Raw genomic sequence first — 23,580 nt, 5'->3', positions numbered from 1 at the left:
CCTGAGATGCCTTTATAGATAAGGCTGATTCTGGAAGATTCAAGCGTAGCGGGGTTGACCGGGGTCAGTCTGACGGATTAGTGGGGGCCTCATCGCCGGCAAGCCGGCTCCCACAGGAAGCGCGTATGTGGGATATCTGTGGGCGCCGGCTTGCCGGCGATGAGGCGCTACTGACTAGCGAGGATCCAGCCAGACGAGTGAGGCGAAGCGCCCCCCCTGCGGGGTACGGCGATAGGAGAAGAAGCGCGCATCACCAACCGTGCAGTAACCGCCACCATGAACGGCAGTCACCCCACGCGCCGCCAGGCGAATGCGCGCCAGCTCATAGATGTCGGCCATCAGCTTGCCCGGCCGCTCGCCATCGACAAACGCCCTGGCCGCTTCGGGGTGCACCGCCGTGAAGGCATCACGCACTTCCAGCCCCACTTCGAACGCCTGCGGGCCGATGGCCGGCCCCAGCCACACCAGCACCTCTTCAGGCGGCAGCGCCAGGCGGTCGAGGGTGGCTTCCAGCACACCACCGGCCAACCCGCGCCAGCCGGCATGGGCGGCCGCCACGCGAGTACCGGCGCGGTCGCAGAACAGCGCGGGCAGGCAATCGGCGGTCATCACGGTGCAGGCGATGCCGGGCTGGTCGGTCCAGCTGGCATCGGCTTCGGCCACCACGGCCGGGTCGGCATCGGCCACCACCAACCCATGCACCTGCTTGAGCCAGGCGGGCTGGATGGCGAACTCATCGCTCAGGCGGCGACGGTTCTCGGCGACTGCGGCCGGGTCATCGCCAACGTGGTCACCGAGGTTGAAAGTCTCGTAGGGCGGCAAGCTGATACCGCCCTGGCGAGTGGTGACACAGGCGCGCACCGAGGCCGGGGCCGGCCAGTCGGGAAGCAGCAGCGACTGCGTCGGGCCACTCATCCGATAAAGGCCTCGCGGTCCTGGTTCAGCAGCGACAACAGCCAGGTGAAGTCGTCCGGCAGCGGCGAAGCCCATTCCATCCGTTCACCGGTGGTCGGGTGATCCAGTGCCAGGAAGCGGGCGTGCAACGCCTGGCGCGGGAAGTTCTTGACCGCCTCGACCATGGCCACGCTGGCCGCTGGCGGAATGCGGAAACGCACACCGTACGTCTGGTCGCCGACCAGCGGATAACCCACATGCGCCATGTGCACACGAATCTGGTGGGTACGGCCGGTTTCCAGCTTCACCCGCACATGGGTGTGCGAACGGAAGCGCTTGAGCACCCGGTAGTGGCTGACCGCAGGCTTGCCGCCTTCAGTCACCGCCATGCGCTGGCGCACGCCGCCGTGACGGCCGATCGGGGCGTCGATCTTGCCCCCGGCGATCACCACACCCACAACGATGCACTCGTAGATTCGGCTGACCGTGCGGCTCTGCAGCTGCTCGACCAGCTTGGTCTGCGCTTGCAGGGTCTTGGCGACGACCATCAGACCGGTGGTGTCTTTGTCCAGGCGGTGGACGATGCCAGCACGCGGCACGTTGATGATATCCGGCACATGGTGCAGCAAAGCATTCAGCAGGGTGCCGCTGGCATGCCCGGCAGCCGGGTGCACGACCAGACCGGCCGGCTTGTTGATCACCAGGATCTGGTCGTCTTCATAGACGATGTCCAGCTCGATGTCTTCGGCCACCCACTCGCCCTGGGCCTCTTGCTCGGCCTCCAGGACAAGCAGCGAGCCACCATGGACGGTATCTCGAGGGCGCACGACCGCGCCGTCGACCGTCAGGCGGCCCTCTTTGATCCACGAAGTTAGCCGCGAACGCGAGTACTCGGCGAACAATTGGGCGGCGACCTGGTCGAGGCGTTGACCGCCCAGTTCGGACGGTACCTCTGCGCTAAGTTGAATGATCTCGGACATGCTCGATTCGGCGGGCGCACAGCCTTTGGTTTCAACTGCGCGCTTGTGGTTAAATACGGCTTCTTTTGTCCCGGGGTTGGCCGGGGCGCTCATCATAACAGGACGGCTCCGCCCAAGACAGCGGCCGTCAAAGGGACGCAAGCCGCCATGCAAGTGAAACACCTGCTGCTGATCGCCATCCTCGGGCTCACCGCGGCCTGTTCCTCCAATAAGGAAGTCATCGACGAGAACCTGAGCGAGGCCGAGCTGTACCAGCAGGCCCAGGCTGATCTGGACAACTCCAGCTACACCAGCGCGGTGAACAAGCTCAAGGCCCTGGAGTCGCGCTATCCGTTCGGCCGCTACGCCGACCAGGCGCAGCTCGAGCTGATCTACGCCAACTACAAGAATGCCGAGCCCGAGGCTGCCAAGTCGGCTGCCGAGCGCTTCATCCGCCTGCACCCGCAGCACCCGAACGTCGATTACGCCTACTACCTCAAGGGCCTGACCTCGTTCGACCAGGACCGTGGCCTGCTGGCGCGCTTCCTGCCGCTGGACATGACCAAGCGCGACCCGGGTGCCGCCCGCGACTCGTACAACGAGTTCGCCCAGCTGACCAGCCGCTTCCCCAACAGCCGCTACTCGCCCGATGCCAAGCAGCGCATGATCTACCTGCGCAACCTGCTGGCCTCCTACGAGATCCACGTGGCCGACTACTACCTGAGCCGTCAGGCGTATGTCGCCGCCGCCAACCGCGGCCGCTACGTGGTGGAGAACTTCCAGGAAACGCCGTCGGTCGGCGATGGCCTGGCGGTAATGGTCGAGTCCTACCAGAAGATGCACCTGGACGACCTGGCTGCCACCAGCCTGGAAACCCTCAAGCTCAACTACCCTGACCACCCGAGCCTGGTCGATGGCCAGTTCCAGCCCAAGCAGACCGAGTCCGATGGCCGTGGCTGGCTGTCCAAGGCGACCCTGGGCCTGATCGAGACCGACGCCCCGCTGCCGCCGGGTGAAACCCGCGCCAACCAGGACGTGGTCCGCCAGTTCCAGGACGCCCGCGCCGAAATGCCGGAAGAGCTGCTGCCCAAGGACGAGAACGGCGACGCGATCCTGCCGGAAGGTCCGAAGGAAGCCGAGAAAGAGCGTTCGTGGTTCAGCTACATGACCTTCGGTCTGTTCGACTGATTCACGCGCTAATAGAAAGGGAGGCCCAGGGCCTCCCTTTTTCATTGGCGGCGTCCTAGACTGTCGCCTTCATCATTCGACAAGCTGGACACCATGGTTCGTCTACTTTTCTGGATCGCCCTGATCGCTGCCGCGTACTGGCTGTGGCGCAAATTCAAGATCAGCCAGCAATCGCCTTCCGAGCCGAAACTCGACGCCCCGTTGAAGATGGTGCGCTGCGCCCACTGCGGCGTTCACCTGCCCAACGACCGGGCGCTGCACCGGGGTAACGAGTGGTATTGCAGCCCCGCGCACCTGGAGCAGGGGCCTGGTCGCAAGGGCTGACCGCCGAAACCTCACTGACCCTATCGCTGGCAAGCCAGCGCCTACAGGGACCGCACAGGTCTCAAGGTATGTAAGGCCAGCGATAGGGCCAGCTGAATCAACATCACATATCCCTCCCCGACCCTTTCGCACCATTTACGACCCCTCCCCCGCCTCCACCATTGACCCAACCCGGCAAAATTCGCTAAATCCTATTTATCCGCATAAATATGAAAAATAGCAAAATGCTCAAACCCAAACGCAAGCGCCAGAAGCTGTCCGACATGATCGTCGAATCGGTCAAGCGCTCGATCGTCACCGAAGCGCTGCACCCCGGCGATCGCCTGCCCACCGAGCGCGAGCTGATGGAGCACTTCGAATGCTCCAAGGGCACCGCCCGCGAGGCGCTCAAGGCGCTGGAAGTCGAGGGCCTGGTCAGCACCCGCACCGGCCCCAGTGGCGGCGCCTACCTCAATGAAGTCGGCACTGAACCGGCCAGCCGTGCGCTGCGCAACTACCTGCACTTCCAGCACCTGGACGGCGAGCAGGTGTACCAGCTGCGCAAGGTCATCGAGGTCGAGCTGGCAGTGTCGGTCATGGGTCAGTTGAGCGAGGCGGACTACGCCGCCCTGCAGGCCAACATCGATTTCTGCAGTGCCCCGGAAGACAGCGAACAGGGCCAACGCGAGCAGCGCCTGGCGGAGCTCGAGTTCCATACCCTGCTGGCGCACCGCTGCCCCAACCCGCTGCTGCGCTTCATGGCGGTGTTCCTCAACGACCTGCTGCGCGATCTGGTGGTGCTGAAAAAGGCCTACCTGCCCAAGCGCCAGCAGTTCGCCGCAGCCAATATCGACTACCACAAACAGCTGATGCTGGCCCTGCGTGCCAGCGACGAGCCCGCTGTACGCCGGCTGATGCACGAACATATGTGCGATGCCGAGCACCACATGACCGCCCTTGAAGGCGAGGTCGCCCGCCACTTCCTCCTGGAGTTCGAACACAACCACTGATCCGCCTGTACAGAGGCCAGCACACAGGCCCGCGACGAGGACGACCTGGCTGAAGTCATCAGCTCGGGCCGCTCGTTCATCGAGGTCGACCACACCGGTTGCGCCCTGGCCTGAAGCCGCGGCAGAACATCATCCGCAAGCCGTCCCACGGCCGGGTGGCGCTGGGCATGGCCCGTTCGTTCCAGCTCACCAGCCTGTTCCAGAACCTCTCGGTGCGCGAGAACCTGCGCCTGGCCGCCCAAGGCCGCGACGGCCTGGGGGCGTTGAACTTCTGGCGTAGCGTGGAGCACAAGCGCAGCCACTGGAACACCGCCGACCAGGTGCTGGAACGCCTCAAGCTGACCGCCCGCGCCGACACCCTGGCCGGCGAGCTGTCCCACGGCCAGCAACGGGTGCTGGAAGTGGGCATGTCGATCTGCGCCAAGCCCACCTTGCTGATGCTCGACGAGCCCACTTCGGGCATGGGCATCGACGACATTCCGGTGATGACCGAGCTGATCAGCGACCTGGGGCGCGACCACACCGTGCTGCTGATCGAGCACAACATGAGCATCGTCATGTCGATCAGCCAGCGCATCACTGTCATGAGCCACGGCCAGATCCTGGTCGAGGGTACCCCGGAACAGGTGCGCAACGACGAGCGCGTGCGCACCGCCTACCTTGGAGAGGCCGCCTGATGCTCAACGTCGAATCGATCCACTCCTACTACGACAAGAGCCATGTGCTCGAAGGCGTCGCGCTGCAGGTCGGGGACGGCGAACTGGTCACCCTGCTGGGGCGCAACGGCGCCGGCAAGACCACCACGTTGCGCAGCATCCTCGGCATCGTCCGGCCGCGCCAGGGGCAGATCAGCTTCAACGGCCAGCAGCTGGTTGGCCGCGAGATCTTCGACATCGCCCGCCAGGGCATCGCGCTGGTGCCGGAGCATCGCGGCATCTTCCGCCAGCTCAGCGTCGAGGAGAACCTGAAGATCGCCGTGCGCAAGGACAGCCGCTGGCAGCTGGAGGATGTGTACACCCTGTTCCCGCGCCTCAAAGAGCGCCGGCGTAACGGCGGCTTCGCGCTCTCCGGCGGCGAGCAGCAGATGCTGGCCATTGCCCGCGCCCTGCTCAACGACCCCAAGCTGCTGATCCTCGACGAGCCCACCGAAGGCCTTGCCCCGGTGATCATCGACGAGCTGGTGAAGATTCTGCGGCAGATCAAGGGCGAAGGCCTGTCGATCTTGCTGGTGGAACAGAACCTGATGGTCTGCGACGCCCTTGCCGACCGGCATTACGTGCTCGAACAAGGACGCGTGGCCTACCAGGGCAGCGCTGCCCAGTTCCGTGAAGACCCGCGCATCAAGAACCGATACCTGGCCCTGAGTGCCTGACCTTGTGGTGTCGGTATCGGCCAGGGCGCCCTGGTCAACCGTGAGCGCCTCTGGCAGTCGCTGATGGACCTGGCCCGGCTCGGCGCCACCGCCAAGGGTGGCGTGTGCCGCCTGGCGCTGACCGACCTCGATCGCCAGGCCCGCGACCTGTTCGTACGCTGGTGCACCGAAGCCGGTTGCACGGTCAGCATCGACGCCATCGGCAACATCTTCGCCCGCCGCCCGGGACGCAACCCGGCCTTGCCACCGGTGATGACCGGCAGCCATATCGACACCCAGCCCACCGGCGGCAAGTTCGATGGCTGCTACGGGGTGATGGCCGGCCTTGAGGTGATGCGCACCCTCAACGACCTGCAACTGACCACCGAGGCACCGCTGGAAGTGGTGGTGTGGACGAACGAGGAAGGCTCGCGCTTCCCGCCATGCATGATGGGTTCGGGGGTGTTCGCCGGCAAGTTCGGCCTGCAGGAAACCCTGGACAAGGTCGATGACCAGGGACTGTCGGTCGGCGCCGAGCTTTCGCGTATCGGCTATGCCGGCCCGCGCGTGCCGACCGGCCACCCGCTGGGGGCCTACTTCGAGGCGCACATCGAACAGGGCCCGGTGCTGGAAGACCAGCGCACCACCATTGGCGTGGTCCAGGGGTGCCTGGGGCAGAAGTGGTTCGACCTGGTGCTCACCGGTGTCGAGGCCCACGCGGGCCCTACGCCGATGCACCTGCGCAAGGACGCCCTGGTCGGCGCCGCCGAAGTGGTGGCGGCGGTCAACCGCGTGGCCCATGCCCACCAGCCGCATGCCTGTGGCACGGTCGGTTGCCTGAGCCTGCACCCGGGTTCGCGCAACGTCATCCCCGGCCAGGTGAACATGACCATCGACCTGCGCCACCTCGACCCCGGCCATCTGCAAGCCATGGTCGACGAGGTGCGCGCGGCCATCGAAAGCAGCGCGGCCAAGCATGGCCTGCAGTTCGAGCTGACGCCCACTGCCGACTTCCCGCCGCTGTACTTTGCCGAACAGTGCGTCGATGCCGTGCGCCAGGGCGCGCGCGAGCTGGGCCTGAGCCACATGGAGATCGTCAGCGGCGCCGGCCACGACGCCATCTTCCTCGCCGAACTGGGCCCGGCCGGGATGATCTTCGTGCCGTGCGAGGGCGGCATCAGCCACAACGAAATCGAAAACGCCGCGCCGCAGGATCTGGCCGATGGCTGTGATGTGCTGCTGCGTGCCATGCTCCAGGCCGCCAACCAGGGAGCCCATTGAGATGCCCAGCAAGACTGCCATTGGAGAATTCACCGCCGTCGAACTGCTCGACCTCTATCAGCGCCGGCAACTGTCGCCGGTCGAGGTGGTCGACGATGTACTGGCGCGTATCGGCCAGCACAACCCGGCGGTAAACGCCTACTGCCATGTGGACCCCGAAGGTGCCCGCGCCGCCGCCCGCGCCAGCGAGCAACGTTGGCAGCGCGGTGAGCCCTGTGGCCGGCTGGATGGCGTACCGGCCTCGATCAAGGACCTGACCCTGACCCGCGGCATGCCCACGCGCAAGGGGTCACGCACCACTTCGGCTGCCGGCCCGTGGGACGTGGATGCGCCATTCAGTGCATTCATACGTGAAGCGGGTGCGGTGCTGGTGGGCAAGACCACCACGCCAGAGTTCGGCTGGAAAGGCGTGACCGACAACCCGCTGTACGGTATTACCCGCAACCCCTGGGACACGCGCCTGACGGCCGGTGGGTCGTCCGGTGGCGCTGCCGCTGCTGCCGCGCTGAACCTCGGCGTGCTGCACCAGGGCAGTGATGCCGGCGGCTCGATTCGCATCCCCTGTGCTTTTACCGGTACTTTCGGCATCAAGCCCACCTTTGGCTATGTGCCGCAATGGCCGACCAGCGCCATGACCGTGCTTTCGCACCTGGGGCCGATGACCCGCACCGTCGAGGACTCGGTATTGATGCTCGACTGCGTGGCTCGCCCAGATGCCCGCGACGGACTCGCCGGGGCGCCCAGGCAGACTCCTTGGCTGGGCCAGGAGCAGGACCTGAGCGGCCTGCGCATCGCCTACAGTGCCGACTTCGGCTACGTCCAGGTCGACCCGCAGATCCAGGCGCTGGTGGCGCAGGCGGTACAGCGCCTGGCGCGGCTCGGCGCGCAGGTGGAAGAAGTCGATCCCGGCTTCAACGACCCGCTGGAGGTCTTCAATACCTTGTGGTTCGCGGGTGCGGCGCGGCTGGCCAGTGGTTTTACCGAGCAACAACGGGCACAGCTCGACCCTGGGCTGCGCTGGATTGCCGAGCAGGGCGCGCGCATCAGCCTGGGCGAATACACCCTGGCACTGGAGGCGCGGGCTGACCTGATCGCGAAAATGAATGCCTTCCACCAGCGTTACGACGTGCTGGTCTCACCGATGCTGCCGCTGGTGGCGTTCGAGGCAGGGCATAACGTGCCCCCGGGGTCGGGGATGGCGCAGTGGATGGAGTGGACGCCGTTCAGCTACCCGTTCAACTTGACCCAGCAGCCGGCGGCTTCGGTGCCGTGCGGGTTTACCCGCGAGGGGTTGCCGGTGGGGTTGCAGGTGGTGGCGGGGCGTTTTGCCGATGAGCAGGTGCTGCGGGTGTGCAAGGTGTACGAGCAGCATTATCCGAGCCGGCATTTGCAGGCACCGATTACTGGCTGAAGGCTTTGTCGGCTTCATCGCCGGCAAGCCGGCTCCCACAGGTACAGCGCAGGTTTCGAGTTCCGTGCGGTACCTGTAGGAGCCGGCTTGCCAGCGATTGGCCAGCAAAGCGGGCCCGAGGATCTCAGCCCAGACGCCCTTGCGGTGCATACGGCGCCGGATCGATGATCGGCTCAGCTCCGGTCAGCAGGTCAGTGAACAATTGACACGAAGCCGGCGCCAGCACCAGCCCATTGCGGTAGTGGCCGCAGTTCAGCCACAACCCCTCATGCCCAGGCACCGGCCCGATATAGGGAATACCTTCAGGCGAGCCAGGCCGCAGTCCGGCCCAGTGCCCCACCACCTCGGCTCCCTCGAGCTGGGGCAGCAATTCAACCGCCGAAGCCTTCAGGCTGGCCAACGCCTCCTCGGTCGGGGTCTTGTCGTACCCGGCATGCTCCAGCGTACTGCCCACCAGAACATGCCCATCACGCCGCGGGATCGCATAGCGCCCCTTGGCCAGCACCATGCTCGGCAGGAAATCCTCGGCGCACTTGAACAGGATCATCTGGCCCTTCACCGGCTCGACCGGCAATTCAAGGCCAAGCGTGCGCAGCAGGTCGCCGCTCCAGGCGCCAGCGCTGAGCACCACATCATCGGCCTGCAGCACGCCCTCTTCGGTCTGCACGCCGGTAACGCGCCCGGCCTCCTGGACGAAGCCGGTGATCTGGCAGTGTTCGCGCAAGGTCACATTGGGCATCGCCTGCAGCGCGGCCTTGAGCGACTTGACCAGCCGCGGATTGCGCACGTTGGCCACGCCGGCCATGAAGATGGCGTGCTTGAAACCCGGACCCAGCACAGGCACTGCATCGTAGACTGCCGAGATATCCACTGCGCTCAGTGGCCGCCCCTCGCGTTCGGCCCAGGCCAGGGCCTCGGCCTCGTCTTCCAGGTCGAGCCAGTACAGGCCCGTTGTGTGAACTTCCGGATCGAGGCCGGTGCTGCTGAACAGGCGCTCGCCCAGCTGTGGATAAAAGTCCTGCGACCAGTGCGCCAGGGCGGTCACGGCCGGGCTGTAGCGCCAGGGATACAGCGGCGAGACGATACCGCCACCGGCCCAGGACGACTCGCGACCGACCTCGCCCTGGTCACACACCACCACCTGCCCGACCTTCGCCGCCAGGTTGAATGCCGTCAGCAGGCCGATCACCCCGCCGCCGACCACCACTACTTGCTTGCTCATCTGTCGATCCAACACCTGAAGTAAAACCGCGATGCACGGGCATCATTCAACCCTCAGCTTCCCCAGCAGCGCTCGCTGGCCTCGACGCCGCCCGGATTGCTGCGCACCAGTGCCTGGTCGAGCTGGAAGTCGCCGCAGCGATCATCGGCCATCAGACCGCGCGGCAAGCGCCGGGCGAGCAGCGTGAAGGTGTCGCTGCCACGAATGGCCTGCAGGCTGTAATGGCGGTTGGCGACAGGCAGTCGAAGGTCGCCCTCGGCGTACTGGCCGGTGCGCACGCGGTGGTGTTCCAGGCGCAGCGCGGCGTCGTGCAGCAGACCGACCACTTCGCTGCGTGCGGCTCGCCTGAGCGGGTCGCTGTAACTGGGGTAGGCAATGGCTGCCAGAATGCCGATGACGGCCACGACAATCAACAACTCGATCAGGCTCATGCCTTGCTGCATGTCAGTCTTCCCTCAGTCTTTGTCGCCAGAGGATGCGCTGTGGCTCCTGGGCTTGAGCGGTTGGCACGGCGTAGACGGCCTCCAGCACCTGCCTGGCTGCCAGCTGCTTGCTGACGGCCGTCACTCGGTACAAGGTGACCTGCTCGCCTTCCGGCATATGCACGGCGCGGGTGGTCAGGCCGAGATTCTGCAGCTGGAAGTAACCATTTACGCTGCTCTGCCACTGGCCTTGCAGGTCATGCGGGCGCGTTGGTGGGGAACATCCGGTGCAGTTTGCCGGTGGGGCTCGTTGCAGTTCATCGACGCCGTCGAGCAGTACGGCCTCCGCTTGTTCGAATGCCTGGAGGCCATCGCGCATGGCGGCGGTCATTCGCGTTTCGATCAACGCATCGCGCAGGGCCGAGGCAGCCAGAGTGCCCAAGAGCAGGCAGAGCACCAGCGCCAGCAACAGGACCAGACCCTGTTGGCGTTTCATGAGCCAGATACCGGATTGCGCAGCGCCACGCTCAACGCGTGGCGTTGTTCGAGTTGCAAGGACGGTTCATGCAATGTCAGTTGCAGGTCGATCCGCTCTCCTTGCGCTGCTTGCACGCGCGTCACACGCAGTTCGCGAACATGGTCGACCAGAGGTTGGGCCCCATCGCGCCGGACGAACATCAGCCTTGCACCGTTGAGCTCGTAGCGATGCCGACTGACAGGAATCGATATGAGCTTTTCAGGATTAGGGTGGCGCAGTTCATGGACCTGCACCTTGTCCGTGCAGTTGGTCAACAGCGTCCAGTCGGGCGCCCCGGCATGTCCTGGCAGTTCGGCGACAACCAGGCTCAGACTGGACGGACCGATTGCCAGCGGCCGGTCGAAGACCTGCTTTGCCACTGGGGTTGGAAAATTGCCCGGTTCCAGACGCAGGCAACCGAACATCCCTGCCATGCGGATATCCTGGGCCATGCGCAGCAAGGCCAGGCGGGCGTCATCCTGCAACCTCAAGGCCGCACCTTGCAGGCGCCAGCTGTGGTGGGCAGATGCGAACAGCTGACCAGCCGCCGCCAGTACCATCAGCCCGATGGCCAGCGCCAGTGTCACTTCGAGCAAACCGAAACCGCTCTGGTCACGTCTCATGGCTGGCCCTGCTCATGCTCGCTGTGCGCCGCCAGCACAGCCTGCCCTTCGCGGCGAGCACTGTCGGTGGCCTGCAGTGCTTTCAATTGCAAAGCTGCTGCGGCGAACAACCCCACGGCCACCACCAGCATCGCCAACAGTACTTCCAGAAACGTCATGCCCCGTTGATCGTTGTGCATCCCTGCGCCTCCCGCGACTTTTCCCGCAACTGCCTGAAACGTGGCCGACTGGACCTCCTGCCCAGCCGGCGTGAAGCTAAGCGAAGCACTTCCAGGGAGAAATGCACGGTGAAGCAACAGGGAGTAACACTGATACAAATGATGTTCGCCTTGGGCATGGCCGCATTGCTGACGCAACTGGGTATGCCTGCCTACGCCCGTTTGAGCGATGACCTGCACAGAGCGGCGGCAGCCCGGGACCTGGCACAGGCACTGCGAAGCGCACGCAGCCACGCGCTGCTGCAAGGCCAGCCAGTGCTGGTGCAGCCTTTGGAAAATGATTGGGGGAAAGGTTGGCGGGTGCTGCTTGAACGCAATCAGCAGGTGCTGCGCGAACAGCGCCTTTCACGGTCATTGAAAATTGTGGGCAACACTAGAGGTGACGTGAAGTTCAGCGCATTGGGGGTTCCGCTGAGAACGGGAAACCAGTGGACAAGCGCAACGCTGAAGATTTGTGAACCCACTTCAGCTACCAGTCAGATTCAAGTCGTCCTGGCGAGCAGTGGCAGAGTCGACCTGCGCACAGAGAAGAAGAAAGACCCTCTGTGCGCAGGCCCCTGATCAGATCAGCGAGCGAACCCGCAGCTCTTTAGGCATGGAGAAGGTGATGTTCTCCGGACGCCCATCGAGCTCTTCGGCGCCAGTGGCGCCCCAGGCCTTGAGCTGGTCGATCACCCCACGCACCAGCACTTCGGGGGCCGAAGCACCGGCAGTGATGCCGATCCGCGCAGCATTGTCGAACCAGTCGCGCTGCATGTCCTCGGCACCATCGATCAGGTAAGCCGGGGTGCCCATGCGTTCCGCCAGCTCGCGCAAGCGGTTGGAGTTGGAGCTGTTGGGGCTGCCCACCACCAGTACCACATCGCACTCGTCGGCCAACTGCTTGACCGCGTCCTGGCGGTTCTGGGTGGCATAGCAGATGTCGTCCTTGCGCGGGCCGCCGATGTTCGGGAAGCGTGCGCGCAAGGCGTCGATGACTCGGCTGGTGTCATCCATCGACAGCGTGGTCTGGGTAACGAAGGCCAGGTGATCCGGATTTTTCACCTGCAGCCTGGCGACATCATCTTCGTCTTCGACGAGGTAGATGGCGCCACCATTGCTGGCGTCGTACTGGCCCATGGTGCCTTCGACTTCCGGGTGCCCTTCATGGCCGATCAGGATGGTTTCGCGACCATCACGGCTGTACTTGGCCACCTCGATATGCACCTTGGTGACCAGCGGGCAGGTCGCATCGAACACCTTCAGGCCACGGCCGGCAGCTTCCTGGCGCACAGCCTGGGACACACCATGGGCACTGAAGATGACGATGACGTCATCCGGCACCTGGTCCAGTTCTTCGACGAAGATGGCCCCACGGTTGCGCAGGTCTTCCACCACGAACTTGTTGTGCACCACTTCATGGCGCACGTAGATCGGCGGGCCGAAGACTTCCAGCGCACGGTTGACGATCTCGATTGCCCGGTCGACCCCCGCGCAAAAGCCGCGCGGGTTGGCGAGTTTGATTTGCATGCTCGGCTCCAGGCTTACAGGGCCTTCACCCCGAGGATCTCCACCTCGAAGGTCAGGGTCTTGCCAGCCAGTGGGTGATTGAAGTCGATGGTCACCTGGTCGTCATCGAACGCTTTGACCACACCCGGCAGCTCGGTGTTGGCGGCGTCGTTGAAGATGATCAGCAGCCCTTCGGACAACGCCATGCCTTCGAAGTTGGACCGCGGCATGACCTGCACGTTCTGCGGGTTGGGCTGGCCGAAGGCATTCTCCGGGGCCACCACCAAGGTGCGTTTGTCACCGGCCTTGAAGCCGAACAGCGCGGTCTCGAAGCCGGGCAGCAGGTTGCCATCGCCGACCTTGAAGGTGGCCGGGGCCTTTTCGAAAGTGCTGTCGACGGTGTCGCCGTTTTCCAGGTGCAGCGCGAAGTGCAGGGTGACTTCGGTGTTCTGGCCGATACGGGTGTCAGTCATGGACCGGATCCTCGGACTTCTTGCTCTTGAACATATCCAGCGCCAGCATCACCGCACCAACGGTGATGGCGCTGTCGGCCAGGTTGAAGGCCGGGAAGTAGTGGGTATTCTTCCAGTGCACCAGGATGAAGTCGACCACGTGGCCCAGCACGATGCGGTCGTACAGGTTACCCAGCGCACCGCCCAGCACCAGCGCCAGCGCAACCGCCAGCCAGGTCTCATTCCGCCCGAGGCGCTTGAGCCAGACCACCAGCACACCACTGACCACCACGGCGATCAGGGCGAACAGCCAGCGCTGCCAGCCCGAGCTGTCGGCCAGGAAACTGAACGCCGCACCGGTGTTGTAGGCCAGGGTCCAGCTGAAGTAGTCAGGGATGACCACGATCTGCTGGTACATGCTCAAGGCATTGTTGAAATACAGCTTGGTGGCCTGGTCGAGGACCAGGACCAGCAGGCTGAGCCAGAGCCAGGCAAGGCGCCCGAAGCGCCCCGCTGCAGGGTTAGGCATAGTGGCGCACCTCGCCCGAACCGCTCAGGTTGTCGACGCAACGGCTGCAGATTTCCGGGTGCTCCGGGTGGCTGCCGACGTCGGCGCGGAAGTGCCAGCAACGGCCGCACTTGGCGTGGCCGGACTTGACCACCTTCAGCTTGAGGCCTTCGACTTCGGTAGCCACGGCATCGGCCGGGGCCTGGGCGAACGGCACCACGCTGGCAGCGGAGGTGATCAGCACGAAGCGCAACTCGTCGCCCAGCTTGCCCAGGTCGGCGCTCAGGCCTTCGTCGGCGAACAGGGTGACTTCGGCCTGCAGGTTGCCGCCGATGACCTTGGCGGTACGCTGGTTTTCCAGCTCCTTGTTGACCGCAGCCTTCACGGCCATCACGCGGTCCCAGTAGGCGCGGTCCAGCTCGGTGCCTTGCGGCAGCTCGGTCAGGCCCTGGTACCAGCCGTTGAGCATCACCGACTCGTTGCGCTCGCCCGGCAGGTACTGCCAGATCTCGTCGGCGGTGAAGGCCAGGATCGGCGCGATCCAGCGCACCAGCGCCTCGCTGATGTGGTACAGCGCGGTCTGGCAGGAACGGCGGGCGACACTGTTGGCGCCGGTGGTGTACTGGCGGTCCTTGATGATGTCGAGGTAGAAGCCGCCCAGCTCCTGCACGCAGAAGTTGTGGATCTTCGAGTAGACGTTCCAGAAACGGTATTCGCCGTAGTGCTCTTCCAGCTCGCGTTGCAGCAGCAGGGTACGGTCCACGGCCCAGCGGTCCAGCGCCAGCATGTCCTCTGGGGCCAGCAGGTCGCGGGCCGGGTCGAAGCCGGACAGGTTGGAGAGCAGGAAGCGCGCGGTGTTGCGGATACGCCGGTAGGCGTCGGCGCTACGCTGCAGGATCTGCTCGGAAACGGCCATTTCACCGGAGTAGTCGGTGGCCGAGACCCACAGGCGCAGAATGTCGGCACCCAAGGTGTTATTGACCTTCTCCGGCTCGATGGTGTTGCCCAGCGACTTGGACATCTTGCGGCCGCTTTCGTCCACGGTGAAGCCGTGGGTCAGCAGCTCGCGGTACGGCGCGTGGCCGTCGATCGCGCAACCGGTCAGCAAGGAGGAGTGGAACCATCCGCGGTGCTGGTCGGAGCCTTCCAGGTACAGGTCGGCGCGCGGGCCGGTGGCGTGGCCGATATCGTGCGAGCCGCGCAGTACGTGCCAGTGGGTGGTACCGGAGTCGAACCAGACGTCCAGGGTGTCGGTGATCTTGTCGTACTGGCCGGCTTCGTCACCGAGCAGTTCGGCGGCGTCCAGCTTGAACCAGGCTTCGATGCCTTGCAGTTCGACGCGCTTGGCCACTTGCTCCATCAGTTCGACGGTGCGCGGGTGCAGCTCGCCCGTCTGCTTGTGCAGGAAGAACGGGATAGGCACGCCCCAGTTGCGCTGACGCGAGATGCACCAGTCCGGGCGGTTGGCGATCATCGAGTGCAGGCGCGCCTGGCCCCAGGCCGGCACGAACTGGGTGTCTTCGATGGCCTTGAGTGCGCGCTCGCGCAGCGGCTCGCCAGTGCTCGGCTGCTTGTCCATGCCGACGAACCACTGCGCGGTGGCGCGGTAGATCAGCGGGGTCTTGTGGCGCCAGCAGTGCATGTAGCTGTGGCTGATGGTTTCGGTGTGCATCAGCGCACCGACTTCGCTCAGCTTCTCGACGATGGCCGGATTGGCCTTCCAGATGAACTGGCCGCCAAAGAACGGCAGCGACTCCGCGTACACGCCGTTGCTCTGCACCGGGGTGAGGATGTCGTCGTTGACCATGCCGTAGCGCTTGCAGGTGACGAAGTCGTCTTCACCGTAGGCCGGCGCGGAGTGCACGACGCCGGTACCTGCGCCCAGTTCGACGTAATCGGCCAGGTAGATCGGCGACAGGCGGTCATAGAACGGGTGGCGGTAGTTGACCAGCTCCAGGGCCGAACCCTGGGCGGTGGCGATGACCGAGCCTTCGAGGTCGTAGCGCTTGAGGCACGACTCGACCAGCTCTTCGGCCAGCACCAGCAGGCGCTCGCCGGTGTCGACCAGGGCGTACTTGAACTCGGGGTGGATGTTCAGCGCCTGGTTGGCCGGGATGGTCCACGGGGTGGTGGTCCAGATCACGATGGCAGCGGGCTTGGCCAGGGCAGGCAGGCCGAAGGCGGCAGCCAGCTTGGCGTCATCGGCAACCGGGAAGGCCACGTCGATGGTCTGGGATTTCTTGTCGGCGTACTCGACCTCGGCCTCGGCCAGGGCCGAACCGCAGTCGAAGCACCAGTTCACGGGCTTGAGGCCCTTGAACACGAAGCCTTGCTTGACCATCTCGGCCAGGGCGCGGATTTCACCGGCCTCGTTGGCGAAGTCCATGGTCTTGTACGGGTTGTCCCAGTCGCCCAGTACACCCAGGCGGATGAACTCGGTCTTCTGCCCTTCGATCTGCTCGGCGGCGTACTCGCGGCACAGCTCGCGGGTACGGTCGGCAGTCAGGTGCTTGCCATGGGTGACTTCGACCTTGTGCTCGATCGGCAGGCCGTGGCAGTCCCAGCCCGGCACGTAGGGTGCGTCGAAGCCCGACAGGGTCTTGGAGCGGACGATCATGTCCTTGAGAATCTTGTTCAGCGCATGACCGATGTGAATCTTGCCGTTGGCATAGGGCGGGCCGTCGTGCAGGACGAACTTGGGACGATCCTTGCCAATTTCGCGCAGCTTCCGGTACAGGCCAATGCTGTCCCAGCGCTGCAGGATCTGCGGTTCGCGCTGAGGCAGGCCGGCCTTCATGGGGAAGGCGGTGTCCGGAAGGTTAAGCGTGGCTTTGTAGTCGGTCATTTCAGGCTCTTCGTTAGCGGTTGAGCGTGCCAATGTGCACGTGCGGCGGCGATATCCGCATCGATCGCCGACTTCAGCGCCTCCAGGGAGGCGAATCGCTGCTCTTCACGCAGCTTGTGGTGGAACTCCACCGTCAGGCGCCGGCCATACAGATCGCCGGCATAATCCAGTAGATGTATCTCGAGGTGCGGGCGGCCGTCACCGGACACGGTGGGGCGCACCCCGATGTTGCCGACACCCGGCCAGGCCTTGCCGTCGATCTCGATGCTGGCCAGGTAGACCCCGGACAGCGGTACGCGGCGGCGCTTGAGCTGGATGTTGGCGGTAGGCGTGCCCAACTGGCGGGCCAGCTTCTGCCCGTGCAATACGCGCCCGCTGATGCGGTACGGGCGGCCCAGCAGGTGCTCGGCCAGCTCGAAGTTGCCTTCGGCCAAGGCCTTGCGCACTTCGGTGCTGCTGACCCGCAGGCCATCCTGGATCACCGTGTTGGCGGCCTCGACGGTGAACCCGTAGTGCTTGCCGGCATCGACCAGGAAGGCGAAATCGCCGGCACGGTCGCAACCGAAGCGGAAGTCATCACCCACTTCAAGGTGGCGCACGCCCAGGCCGTCGACCAGGATCGCCTTGACGAATTCATCGGCGCTGAGCTTGCTCAGGCGCTGGTTGAAGGCCAGGCACAAGACCCGGTCGATACCCTCGGCGGCCAGCAGCTCGACCTTGTCGCGCAGGCGAGCCAGGCGCGCCGGTGCCGTATCGGGGGCGAAGTACTCTCGCGGCTGCGGCTCGAAGATCACCACGCAGGTCGGCAGGCCCAAGGCCTGGCCGCGCTCGCGCAGGCGCGCCAGGATAGCCTGGTGGCCACGGTGAACCCCGTCGAAGTTGCCAATGGTGGCGACACAGCCCCGGTGCTCGGGACGCAGGTTGTGAAGACCTCGAACCAGCTGCATAACGCGCTTCTTGCTCATAAAGTGGCCGATTATAACCACACCCGGGCGCTGGTGACAGGCAGCAGCGCCCGGGGGCAGTGTGGAATACGAAAAACCGACGTCTGACCCGCCGCGTGCCTCAGTGCAGCGCCTTGCGGGCGAAATGCCGGGGCCTGAAGCCACACAGGTAGAGGCAACCGAAATAGGTCACCACGCCTGCCCCGATCAACGCACCCAGGCGCACGAAGCGCTCGAACATGTTGCCCTGTTCCCAGGCTGGCAGATAGTGCATGCCCAGCAGCAGCACCGCAGACATCAGCGTCACCGCCAGCACCAGCTTGAGCAGGAACATCGCCCAGCCCGGTTGCGGCTGGAACAACTGCTGGCTGCGCAGCTTCCAGAACAGCAGGCTGGCGTTCAGGCAGGCACCGAGGCTGATTGCCAGGGCCAGGCCTGCGTGCTTGAGCGGGCCGATCAGTGCCAGGTTGAACAGCTGGGTGCAGACCAGGGTGAAGATCGCGATCTTCACCGGCGTGCGGATATTCTGCTGCGCATAGAAGCCCGGTGCCAGTACCTTGACCAGAATGATCGCCAGCAAACCGACCGAATAGGCGATCAGCGCGCGCTGGGTCATGGCCGCATCGTAGGCGCTGAACTTGCCGTACTGGAACAATGCCACGGTCAGCGGCTCGGCGAGGATGCCCAGGGCCAGGGTGCAGGGCAACACCAGCAGGAAGCACAGGCGCAGGCCCCAGTCCATGATCCGCGAGTATTCCTCGCGGTCCTTGTTGGCGTAGGTCTTGGCCAGGGTGGGCAGGAGGATGGTGCCCAGCGCCACGCCGAGCACGCCCGAGGGCAATTCCATCAAGCGGTCGGCGTAGTACATCCACGATACCGAGCCGGCCACCAGGAAGGAGGCGAAGATGGTGTTGATGATCAGCGAGATCTGGCTGACCGACACCCCGAGAATCGCCGGCAGCATCTGCTTGAGCACCCGCCATACGCCCGTGTCGCGCAGGTTCAGGCGTGGCAGCACGAGCATGCCGATCTTCTTCAGCGCCGGCAGCTGGTACAGCAGCTGGGCCAGGCCGCCGGCCAGCACACCCCAGGCCAAGGCCATGATCGGCGGGTTGAAATAGGGTGTGAGCAGCACGGCAAACGCGATCATCGCCACGTTCAGCAAGGTCGGCGTGAAGGCCGGCACCGAGAAGCGGTTCCAGGTATTGAGGATGGCGCCGGCCAGGGACGACAGCGAGATCAGCAATATATAAGGAAATGTCACCCGCAGCAGGGCGGTGGTCAGTTCGTATTTCTCGGCGCTGTCGACGAAACCAGGAGCGGTGGCCCAGACCACCCAGGGCGCCGCGAGGATGCCGACGGCAGTGACCAAGGCCAGGACCAGCGTCAGCAGGCCGCTGACATAGGCAATGAAGGTGCGCGTCGCCTCCTCGCCCTGTTGCGTCTTGTATTCGGCAAGAATGGGCACGAAGGCCTGGGAGAAAGCCCCTTCGGCGAAGATCCGTCGCAGCAGGTTGGGCAGCTTGAAGGCGATGAAGAACGCGTCGGTGGCGATGCCGGCCCCGAATACACGGGCCAGGATGGTATCGCGCACGAAGCCCAGCACCCGGGAAATCATGGTGATGGAGCTGACTGCAGCCAGGGATTTGAGCAGATTCATCGAAAAGATTCACGCCAAGGACAGAGGACGCTGCCAGATAGCGTCCGAATGTGCGATACTCCCGCGCCTTCGCTAGGGAGCCAAAAATTCCCGAGTTTACAGGTCGTGCAGCAGAAAGGAACATTTCCCTCCTGTTGGCACACCGCTCGGCGGAACCCTGCAGGTGGCCTTGACATCCGTTCGACTGATCGGCATGATTCGCGGCCTATTTTGTTTGCTATTTACCTAAAGTCTTTCGAGGAGCTCGACGGTGGCCAACACACCTTCCGCCAAGAAACGTGCAAAACAGGCTGAGAAGCGTCGCAGCCACAACGCCAGCCTGCGTTCCATGGTCCGCACCTACATCAAGAATGTAGTCAAAGCCATCGACGCAAAAGACGCCGAAAAAGCGCAAGCCGCTTACGTTCTGGCTGTGCCTGTAATCGACCGTATGGCCGACAAAGGCATCATCCACAAGAACAAAGCTGCTCGCCACAAAGGCCGTCTGAATGGCCACATCAAGGCGCTGAAAGAAGCTGCAGCTGCCTAAGCGACGTTCTTGTCGAAAAACCGACCCTAGGGTCGGTTTTTTATTGCCTGCGATTTGTGATTTTGCCTATACCGGCCCAAATCGCGGCCCTCTCTCGTACTACTTGGCGATCTGAATCTTCGGCGCCCACTGCAGCCATTCATCCTCCGCCTGGTCGAACAGGGCGAAAGTCTGCTGCGGCCGGGCCGGGTTGCCCATCTGTTCGCCATCAGGCGTGGCAAAGGCAATACCGCCGTCTATGAGCGTTTCCAGCGACTCGGTACGCACCGTGGCCCCTTTGAGCAGCCCCCAGTCGAAGCCAAACCCGCTGCTGTTCCAGAATCGGCTGCCACTGCGTACCAGGGCGGCATAGCGCGGCTCGATCAGGATATGGATCAACACCCGGTCGGCACTCTGGCCCAACTCGAATCCGGTAACCTTGCCCACGGCGACCTCGCGATAGGTCACTGGCACTCCAGGCTTGATCGAGCCACGGCGAGGCGCACTCAGGGTAAGTGGCAGCCCGACTTCCTGGCCCACTATCTCGGGCGCTTCGGCCAATGCGATGAAATCGCGCTGCGGGCCCTTGTCCTTGGCCGCAGGCTGCACTTCCAGGTACTGCCCGCCAATCAAGGTATCCAGGTTCTCGGTACGCACCAGGCCAAGCGCCGGCTTCACCACCCAGAACTGCGTACCCGCACGAGCGATACGCTCCGCCGCTTCGGTGATGCGCGCACGCAGCAGCACTGCCTGCAGGTCCTTGGTCAGGTCGACGCTCTCGACACTCCCCACATCCAGGCCGCGGAAACGAATTGGCGTACCCGGCTTGAGGCCGTCCGCGCGATCGACACGAACAGTGATCAAGGTGCCACTGCGATTGACCGCCTCCTGGCTTTCCATCAGACGGAAACGTGGAATGCGGCGCTTGAGCGCAACATTCGGGGTCGGTGTGTCGAAGGCGATACCGCCGGCCATCAGCGTCTGTAGCGACTCGCTCTTGATCTTGATGCCCGACAGGCTGCCGGTGAGGGTAATGCCGCTGACGTTCCAGAAGCGCGACGAGCCGTTGACCAGACTTTCGTACTCTTTCTCGATATGCACGCCGATCAAGATGCGCTTGCTGTTGCGCGCAAACTGGTAGCTCTGCACGCTGCCGACCTTGACCTGGCGATACATCACCGGGCTGCCGACTTCCAGCGAGCCCAGGGTGTCGGCAAACAGCACCATGTGCAGGCCTGGCGCCTTGAGGTCGAGCGGCGGCGCCTTGGGCCTGGCTTCGAACTCGCGCTGCGGCATTGCGCCCTTCTCACCCGGGCGGATGGCGATGTAGTTACCTTTGACCAAGGCTTCCAGGCCGGTGATACCCGCCAACGAGATGGACGGCTTGACCACCCAGAACTGCGTGCCGTCGACCAGGTAGTCTTCGGTGAGTGGGTCCAGGGTCAGCTCGGCCATGGCAGTGGACAGGTTGTCCTCCATTTTCAGCGCTTTCAGCGAACCGACCTGAATACCCTTGTACAACACCGGCGTGCGACCGGCTTGCAGGCCTTCATAGTCGTTCAACTTGACCTTGACCCGAATCCCCGCCTGGGCCGCATCGAAGTCTTCATACAGACGGAATGGCAGGCTTGGATCGGTAGGCGGGCTGTCCTTGCGGTATTCGGGCGTGGCAAAGGCGATACCCCCGGCGACGATGCTGGACAACGACTCGCTGCGCACCTTCACACCGGACAGATCGGCATCGATGCTGATGCCGCTGGCGTTCCAGAAGCGCGTGTGCTTGCGCACCAGGCCAGCATAGGCCGGCTCGATGAAGACTTTGACCTCGACCGTGCTCTGGTCATCGGAAAGGCGGTAGCTCTTTACCCGACCGACCTGGATCTGCTTGTAGAACACCGGACTCTCGCGATTGAGCGATCCCAGCCGATCGGCCTTGAGCGTCAGGTGCAGGCCTGGTTCGCTGTCCGATAGCGGCGGCGCCACCTTCAATGCGGTGAAGCGCTTGGTGCGCTCCCCCTCCCCCGGACTCACTGCAATGTAGTTGCCGGACACCAATGTCTCGAGGCCGGAGATGCCCGCCAGACTGACACTGGGTTTGACCAGCCAGAAACGCGTACCTTTGGTCAGGTGCGGCTCTGCAGCCTTGTTCATCTCAATGGTGGCAATGACGCCCTGCTTCTCACCCTTGGCATCGAGCACCAGGCTCTTCACCTTGCCGACCGGCATCCCCTTGTAGATGACTTCGGTCTTGTTGGCGACGATTCCCTCGCCACTCTCGAAACGTACTTCGATATCCACGCCGGCATCGCGGTAAGCCTGCCAGGCCAGCCAACCGCCGATCATCAGCGCGATCAGCGGCAGAATCCAGATTGCCGACCAATTGGAGGCGGGGCGGGTTTTGGCCGTAGGCAAGTCACTCATGGTCGTCATCCGACTCCGTGTTATCCCAGATCAGTCGGGGATCGAAAGTTAAAGCGGCAAGCATCGTGAGAATCACCACAGTTGCAAAGGCGACAGCGCCCAGGTTGGCTTCGACACTGGCGATGCGGCCGAAATTCACCACCGCCACTAGAATGGCGATAACGAAGATGTCCAGCATTGACCAGCGCCCTATGAACTCGATGAAGCGGTACATCAGGATCCGTTGCCGCGCAGACAGCGGTTGGCGGCGCTGCACGGAATACAGCAGCAGGCCGATACCGATCAGCTTGAAGGTCGGCACCAGGATGCTGGCGATGAACACCACCGCAGCAATTGGCACCATGCCGTGCTTGAGGAGGGTAATCACGCCGGACATGATGGTGTCCGGGCTGCCCTGCCCCAAAGCACTGATGGTCATGATCGGCAGGACGTTGGCAGGAATGTACAGAATCATTGCCGCTATCAGCAGCGCCCAGGTCCGCACGATGCTGTTGGGACGGCGCGCGTGCACGATAGCCCCGCATCGCGTACAGGTCTGCGAACCGTGCTCGTCCTCCTGGCGGTTGAGCTCATGGCACTCATTGCAGACAAGGATGCCCGCATCAATCGCCCGCATGGAGATCCTCCCCTGACAGTGCACTCCAGATCTGGTGCGGTGACATCACCACTTCGAGCCAGACCTGGACCAGCAGCAAGCTGATGAAGCAGAACAGCCCCAGGCCTACGCTCAGCTCGGCCAGGTCGACCAGTTTGACGATCGCGACCAGCACACCCATGAAGTAGACCTCGAGCATGCCCCAGTCACGCAGGTGGTGATAGACGCGGTAGCACAGCAGGCCATAGCTGCGCCCGATGTCCAGGCGAATGCTCAGCAACACCATCAACTGGCACAACAGCTTCAGCAGCGGAATGGCCATGCTGCAGAGGAACACCACGATGGCCACGCCGCGCATCTCGGAGTTGTACAGGCCAACCACACCACTCCAGACCGTATCGTCGGAAGTCTGGCCTAGCAGGTGCAGCTGCATGATCGGCAGGAAGTTCGCGGGCACGAAAAGCAGCAGCGCAGTCAGCACAAGGGCCAGGCTTCGATTGACCACATTGTGACGGTGGGCGTACAGCTCGTAGCCACAACGAGGGCATTGAGCCTTCTCGTCATGCTGCAGGGCAGGTTTGCGCATCAACAGGTCGCACTCGTGACAGGCGACCAGCTCATCCAGCGGCAACTGCTCTAGGTCTTCGGTTTCAGGCATCTCGGAATTCTGAATAGGGACGTCGGGCTATTCTAGTGGCCCCGCTCGAAATGTGGGAGACGACCAAGGCCCGAGTTCTGCAGATAGCATGTTTTTCATGCG

Annotated in this window: 24 protein-coding genes and 1 pseudogene; 9 read left to right on the top strand and 16 right to left on the bottom strand. The window is 63.8% G+C overall.

The genetic code is table 11. The features are described 5' to 3' along the window. Positions 1–174: 174 nt before the first annotated feature. Positions 175–915, bottom strand: coding sequence for a peptidoglycan editing factor PgeF (gene pgeF / locus PPL01S_RS21020; protein WP_016392901.1), 741 nt, complete (start codon positions 913–915; stop codon positions 175–177). Then, positions 912–1,874 carry a 23S rRNA pseudouridine(1911/1915/1917) synthase RluD gene (rluD, locus tag PPL01S_RS21015; RefSeq protein WP_016392902.1) on the bottom strand — a complete coding sequence of 321 codons (963 nt, stop codon included), beginning with the start codon at positions 1,872–1,874 and terminating at the stop codon, positions 912–914. Before rluD ends, pgeF begins: the two co-directional genes overlap by 4 nt. Positions 1,875–2,021: 147 nt before the next feature. Between rluD and PPL01S_RS21010 the strand changes: the two genes are divergently transcribed. The 7 genes and pseudogenes from PPL01S_RS21010 (at position 2,022) to PPL01S_RS20980 (ending at position 8,397) form a co-directional block, all read left to right on the top strand. Next, on the top strand, positions 2,022–3,041 hold the full coding sequence (locus tag PPL01S_RS21010) for an outer membrane protein assembly factor BamD (protein ID WP_016392903.1): 1,020 nt from the start codon (positions 2,022–2,024) through the stop codon (positions 3,039–3,041). 93 nt (positions 3,042–3,134) lie between these two features. Beyond that, positions 3,135–3,365 (top strand): PP0621 family protein, encoded by a 231-nt coding sequence (locus PPL01S_RS21005; protein ID WP_016392904.1) that lies wholly within the window; start codon positions 3,135–3,137, stop codon positions 3,363–3,365. A gap of 224 nt (positions 3,366–3,589) precedes the next feature. Beyond that, a complete protein-coding gene (locus tag PPL01S_RS21000; RefSeq protein WP_016392905.1) occupies positions 3,590–4,354 on the top strand; it encodes a FadR/GntR family transcriptional regulator in 765 nt (254 codons plus the stop codon). 122 nt (positions 4,355–4,476) lie between these two features. Further along, positions 4,477–5,031 (top strand): annotated as a pseudogene (locus PPL01S_RS20995) (ABC transporter ATP-binding protein); the annotation flags it as partial. After that, positions 5,031–5,726 carry an ABC transporter ATP-binding protein gene (locus PPL01S_RS20990; protein WP_028626124.1) on the top strand — a complete coding sequence of 232 codons (696 nt, stop codon included), beginning with the start codon at positions 5,031–5,033 and terminating at the stop codon, positions 5,724–5,726. The pseudogene PPL01S_RS20995 and the gene PPL01S_RS20990, both read left to right, overlap by 1 nt. A 15-nt stretch (positions 5,727–5,741) precedes the next feature. Then, complete coding sequence (locus PPL01S_RS20985) at positions 5,742–6,986, top strand: Zn-dependent hydrolase (protein WP_028626125.1); 1,245 nt, start codon at positions 5,742–5,744, stop codon at positions 6,984–6,986. Between the two features lies 1 nt (position 6,987). Next, entirely contained in the window at positions 6,988–8,397 is a 1,410-nt protein-coding gene (locus PPL01S_RS20980) for an amidase (protein ID WP_016392909.1), read from the top strand. 124 nt (positions 8,398–8,521) lie between these two features. On the opposite strand, the gene thiO is transcribed toward PPL01S_RS20980, so the two are convergent. Genes thiO through PPL01S_RS20955 form a run of 5 tightly spaced genes read right to left on the bottom strand, consistent with a single transcriptional unit; the run spans position 8,522 to position 11,360 of the window. Beyond that, positions 8,522–9,619 carry a glycine oxidase ThiO gene (gene thiO, locus PPL01S_RS20975; RefSeq protein WP_016392910.1) on the bottom strand — a complete coding sequence of 366 codons (1,098 nt, stop codon included), beginning with the start codon at positions 9,617–9,619 and terminating at the stop codon, positions 8,522–8,524. Between the two features lie 53 nt (positions 9,620–9,672). After that, entirely contained in the window at positions 9,673–10,062 is a 390-nt protein-coding gene (locus PPL01S_RS20970; RefSeq protein WP_016392911.1) for a type IV pilin protein, read from the bottom strand. Between the two features lies 1 nt (position 10,063). After that, positions 10,064–10,537 carry a hypothetical protein gene (locus tag PPL01S_RS20965; protein WP_016392912.1) on the bottom strand — a complete coding sequence of 158 codons (474 nt, stop codon included), beginning with the start codon at positions 10,535–10,537 and terminating at the stop codon, positions 10,064–10,066. After that, positions 10,534–11,181, bottom strand: a complete 648-nt coding sequence (locus PPL01S_RS20960; protein ID WP_016392913.1) for a PilW family protein — start codon at positions 11,179–11,181, stop codon at positions 10,534–10,536. Before PPL01S_RS20960 ends, PPL01S_RS20965 begins: the two co-directional genes overlap by 4 nt. Further along, positions 11,178–11,360: a type IV pilus modification PilV family protein gene (locus PPL01S_RS20955; RefSeq protein ID WP_016392914.1), complete on the bottom strand. Its 183-nt coding sequence runs from the start codon at positions 11,358–11,360 to the stop codon at positions 11,178–11,180. The genes PPL01S_RS20960 and PPL01S_RS20955 overlap by 4 nt, the downstream gene beginning before the upstream one ends. 108 nt (positions 11,361–11,468) lie before the next feature. Here PPL01S_RS20955 and PPL01S_RS20950 point away from each other — a divergent pair, with 108 nt between their 5' ends. Further along, complete coding sequence (locus tag PPL01S_RS20950; RefSeq protein ID WP_028626126.1) at positions 11,469–11,960, top strand: GspH/FimT family pseudopilin; 492 nt, start codon at positions 11,469–11,471, stop codon at positions 11,958–11,960. Here PPL01S_RS20950 and ispH read toward each other — a convergent pair whose 3' ends face one another. The 6 genes from ispH to murJ form a co-directional block, all read right to left on the bottom strand. Beyond that, positions 11,961–12,908 (bottom strand): 4-hydroxy-3-methylbut-2-enyl diphosphate reductase, encoded by a 948-nt coding sequence (gene ispH, locus PPL01S_RS20945; RefSeq protein ID WP_016392916.1) that lies wholly within the window; start codon positions 12,906–12,908, stop codon positions 11,961–11,963. 14 nt (positions 12,909–12,922) lie between these two features. Further along, complete coding sequence (fkpB, locus tag PPL01S_RS20940; protein ID WP_028626127.1) at positions 12,923–13,360, bottom strand: FKBP-type peptidyl-prolyl cis-trans isomerase; 438 nt, start codon at positions 13,358–13,360, stop codon at positions 12,923–12,925. After that, positions 13,353–13,868, bottom strand: coding sequence for a signal peptidase II (lspA, locus tag PPL01S_RS20935; RefSeq protein ID WP_016392918.1), 516 nt, complete (start codon positions 13,866–13,868; stop codon positions 13,353–13,355). Before lspA ends, fkpB begins: the two co-directional genes overlap by 8 nt. After that, positions 13,861–16,692, bottom strand: a complete 2,832-nt coding sequence (ileS, locus tag PPL01S_RS20930; protein WP_028626128.1) for an isoleucine--tRNA ligase — start codon at positions 16,690–16,692, stop codon at positions 13,861–13,863. The genes lspA and ileS overlap by 8 nt, the downstream gene beginning before the upstream one ends. Next, the gene (gene ribF, locus PPL01S_RS20925; protein WP_016392920.1) at positions 16,689–17,639 is read right to left on the bottom strand and encodes a bifunctional riboflavin kinase/FAD synthetase; all 951 of its coding nucleotides are present in this window, start codon (positions 17,637–17,639) and stop codon (positions 16,689–16,691) included. The genes ileS and ribF overlap by 4 nt, the downstream gene beginning before the upstream one ends. Positions 17,640–17,757: 118 nt before the next feature. Further along, positions 17,758–19,296, bottom strand: coding sequence for a murein biosynthesis integral membrane protein MurJ (gene murJ, locus PPL01S_RS20920; RefSeq protein WP_016392921.1), 1,539 nt, complete (start codon positions 19,294–19,296; stop codon positions 17,758–17,760). Between the two features lie 250 nt (positions 19,297–19,546). Here murJ and rpsT point away from each other — a divergent pair, with 250 nt between their 5' ends. Next, positions 19,547–19,825, top strand: coding sequence for a 30S ribosomal protein S20 (rpsT, locus tag PPL01S_RS20915; protein ID WP_003247625.1), 279 nt, complete (start codon positions 19,547–19,549; stop codon positions 19,823–19,825). A gap of 99 nt (positions 19,826–19,924) precedes the next feature. On the opposite strand, the gene PPL01S_RS20910 is transcribed toward rpsT, so the two are convergent. The 3 genes from PPL01S_RS20910 to PPL01S_RS20900 are packed head-to-tail and all read right to left on the bottom strand — an operon-like array spanning position 19,925 to position 23,478. Beyond that, complete coding sequence (locus tag PPL01S_RS20910; RefSeq protein ID WP_016392922.1) at positions 19,925–22,225, bottom strand: PqiB family protein; 2,301 nt, start codon at positions 22,223–22,225, stop codon at positions 19,925–19,927. Beyond that, positions 22,218–22,841: a paraquat-inducible protein A gene (locus PPL01S_RS20905; RefSeq protein ID WP_016392923.1), complete on the bottom strand. Its 624-nt coding sequence runs from the start codon at positions 22,839–22,841 to the stop codon at positions 22,218–22,220. The genes PPL01S_RS20910 and PPL01S_RS20905 overlap by 8 nt, the downstream gene beginning before the upstream one ends. Further along, positions 22,828–23,478 (bottom strand): paraquat-inducible protein A, encoded by a 651-nt coding sequence (locus PPL01S_RS20900; RefSeq protein WP_016392924.1) that lies wholly within the window; start codon positions 23,476–23,478, stop codon positions 22,828–22,830. Before PPL01S_RS20900 ends, PPL01S_RS20905 begins: the two co-directional genes overlap by 14 nt. Positions 23,479–23,580: the final 102 nt, after the last annotated feature.

It is taken from the genome of Pseudomonas plecoglossicida NBRC 103162 = DSM 15088 (assembly GCF_000730665.1).
GTDB lineage: Bacteria > Pseudomonadota > Gammaproteobacteria > Pseudomonadales > Pseudomonadaceae > Aquipseudomonas > Aquipseudomonas plecoglossicida.
This window is presented reverse-complemented; position numbering and strand designations above follow the sequence as displayed.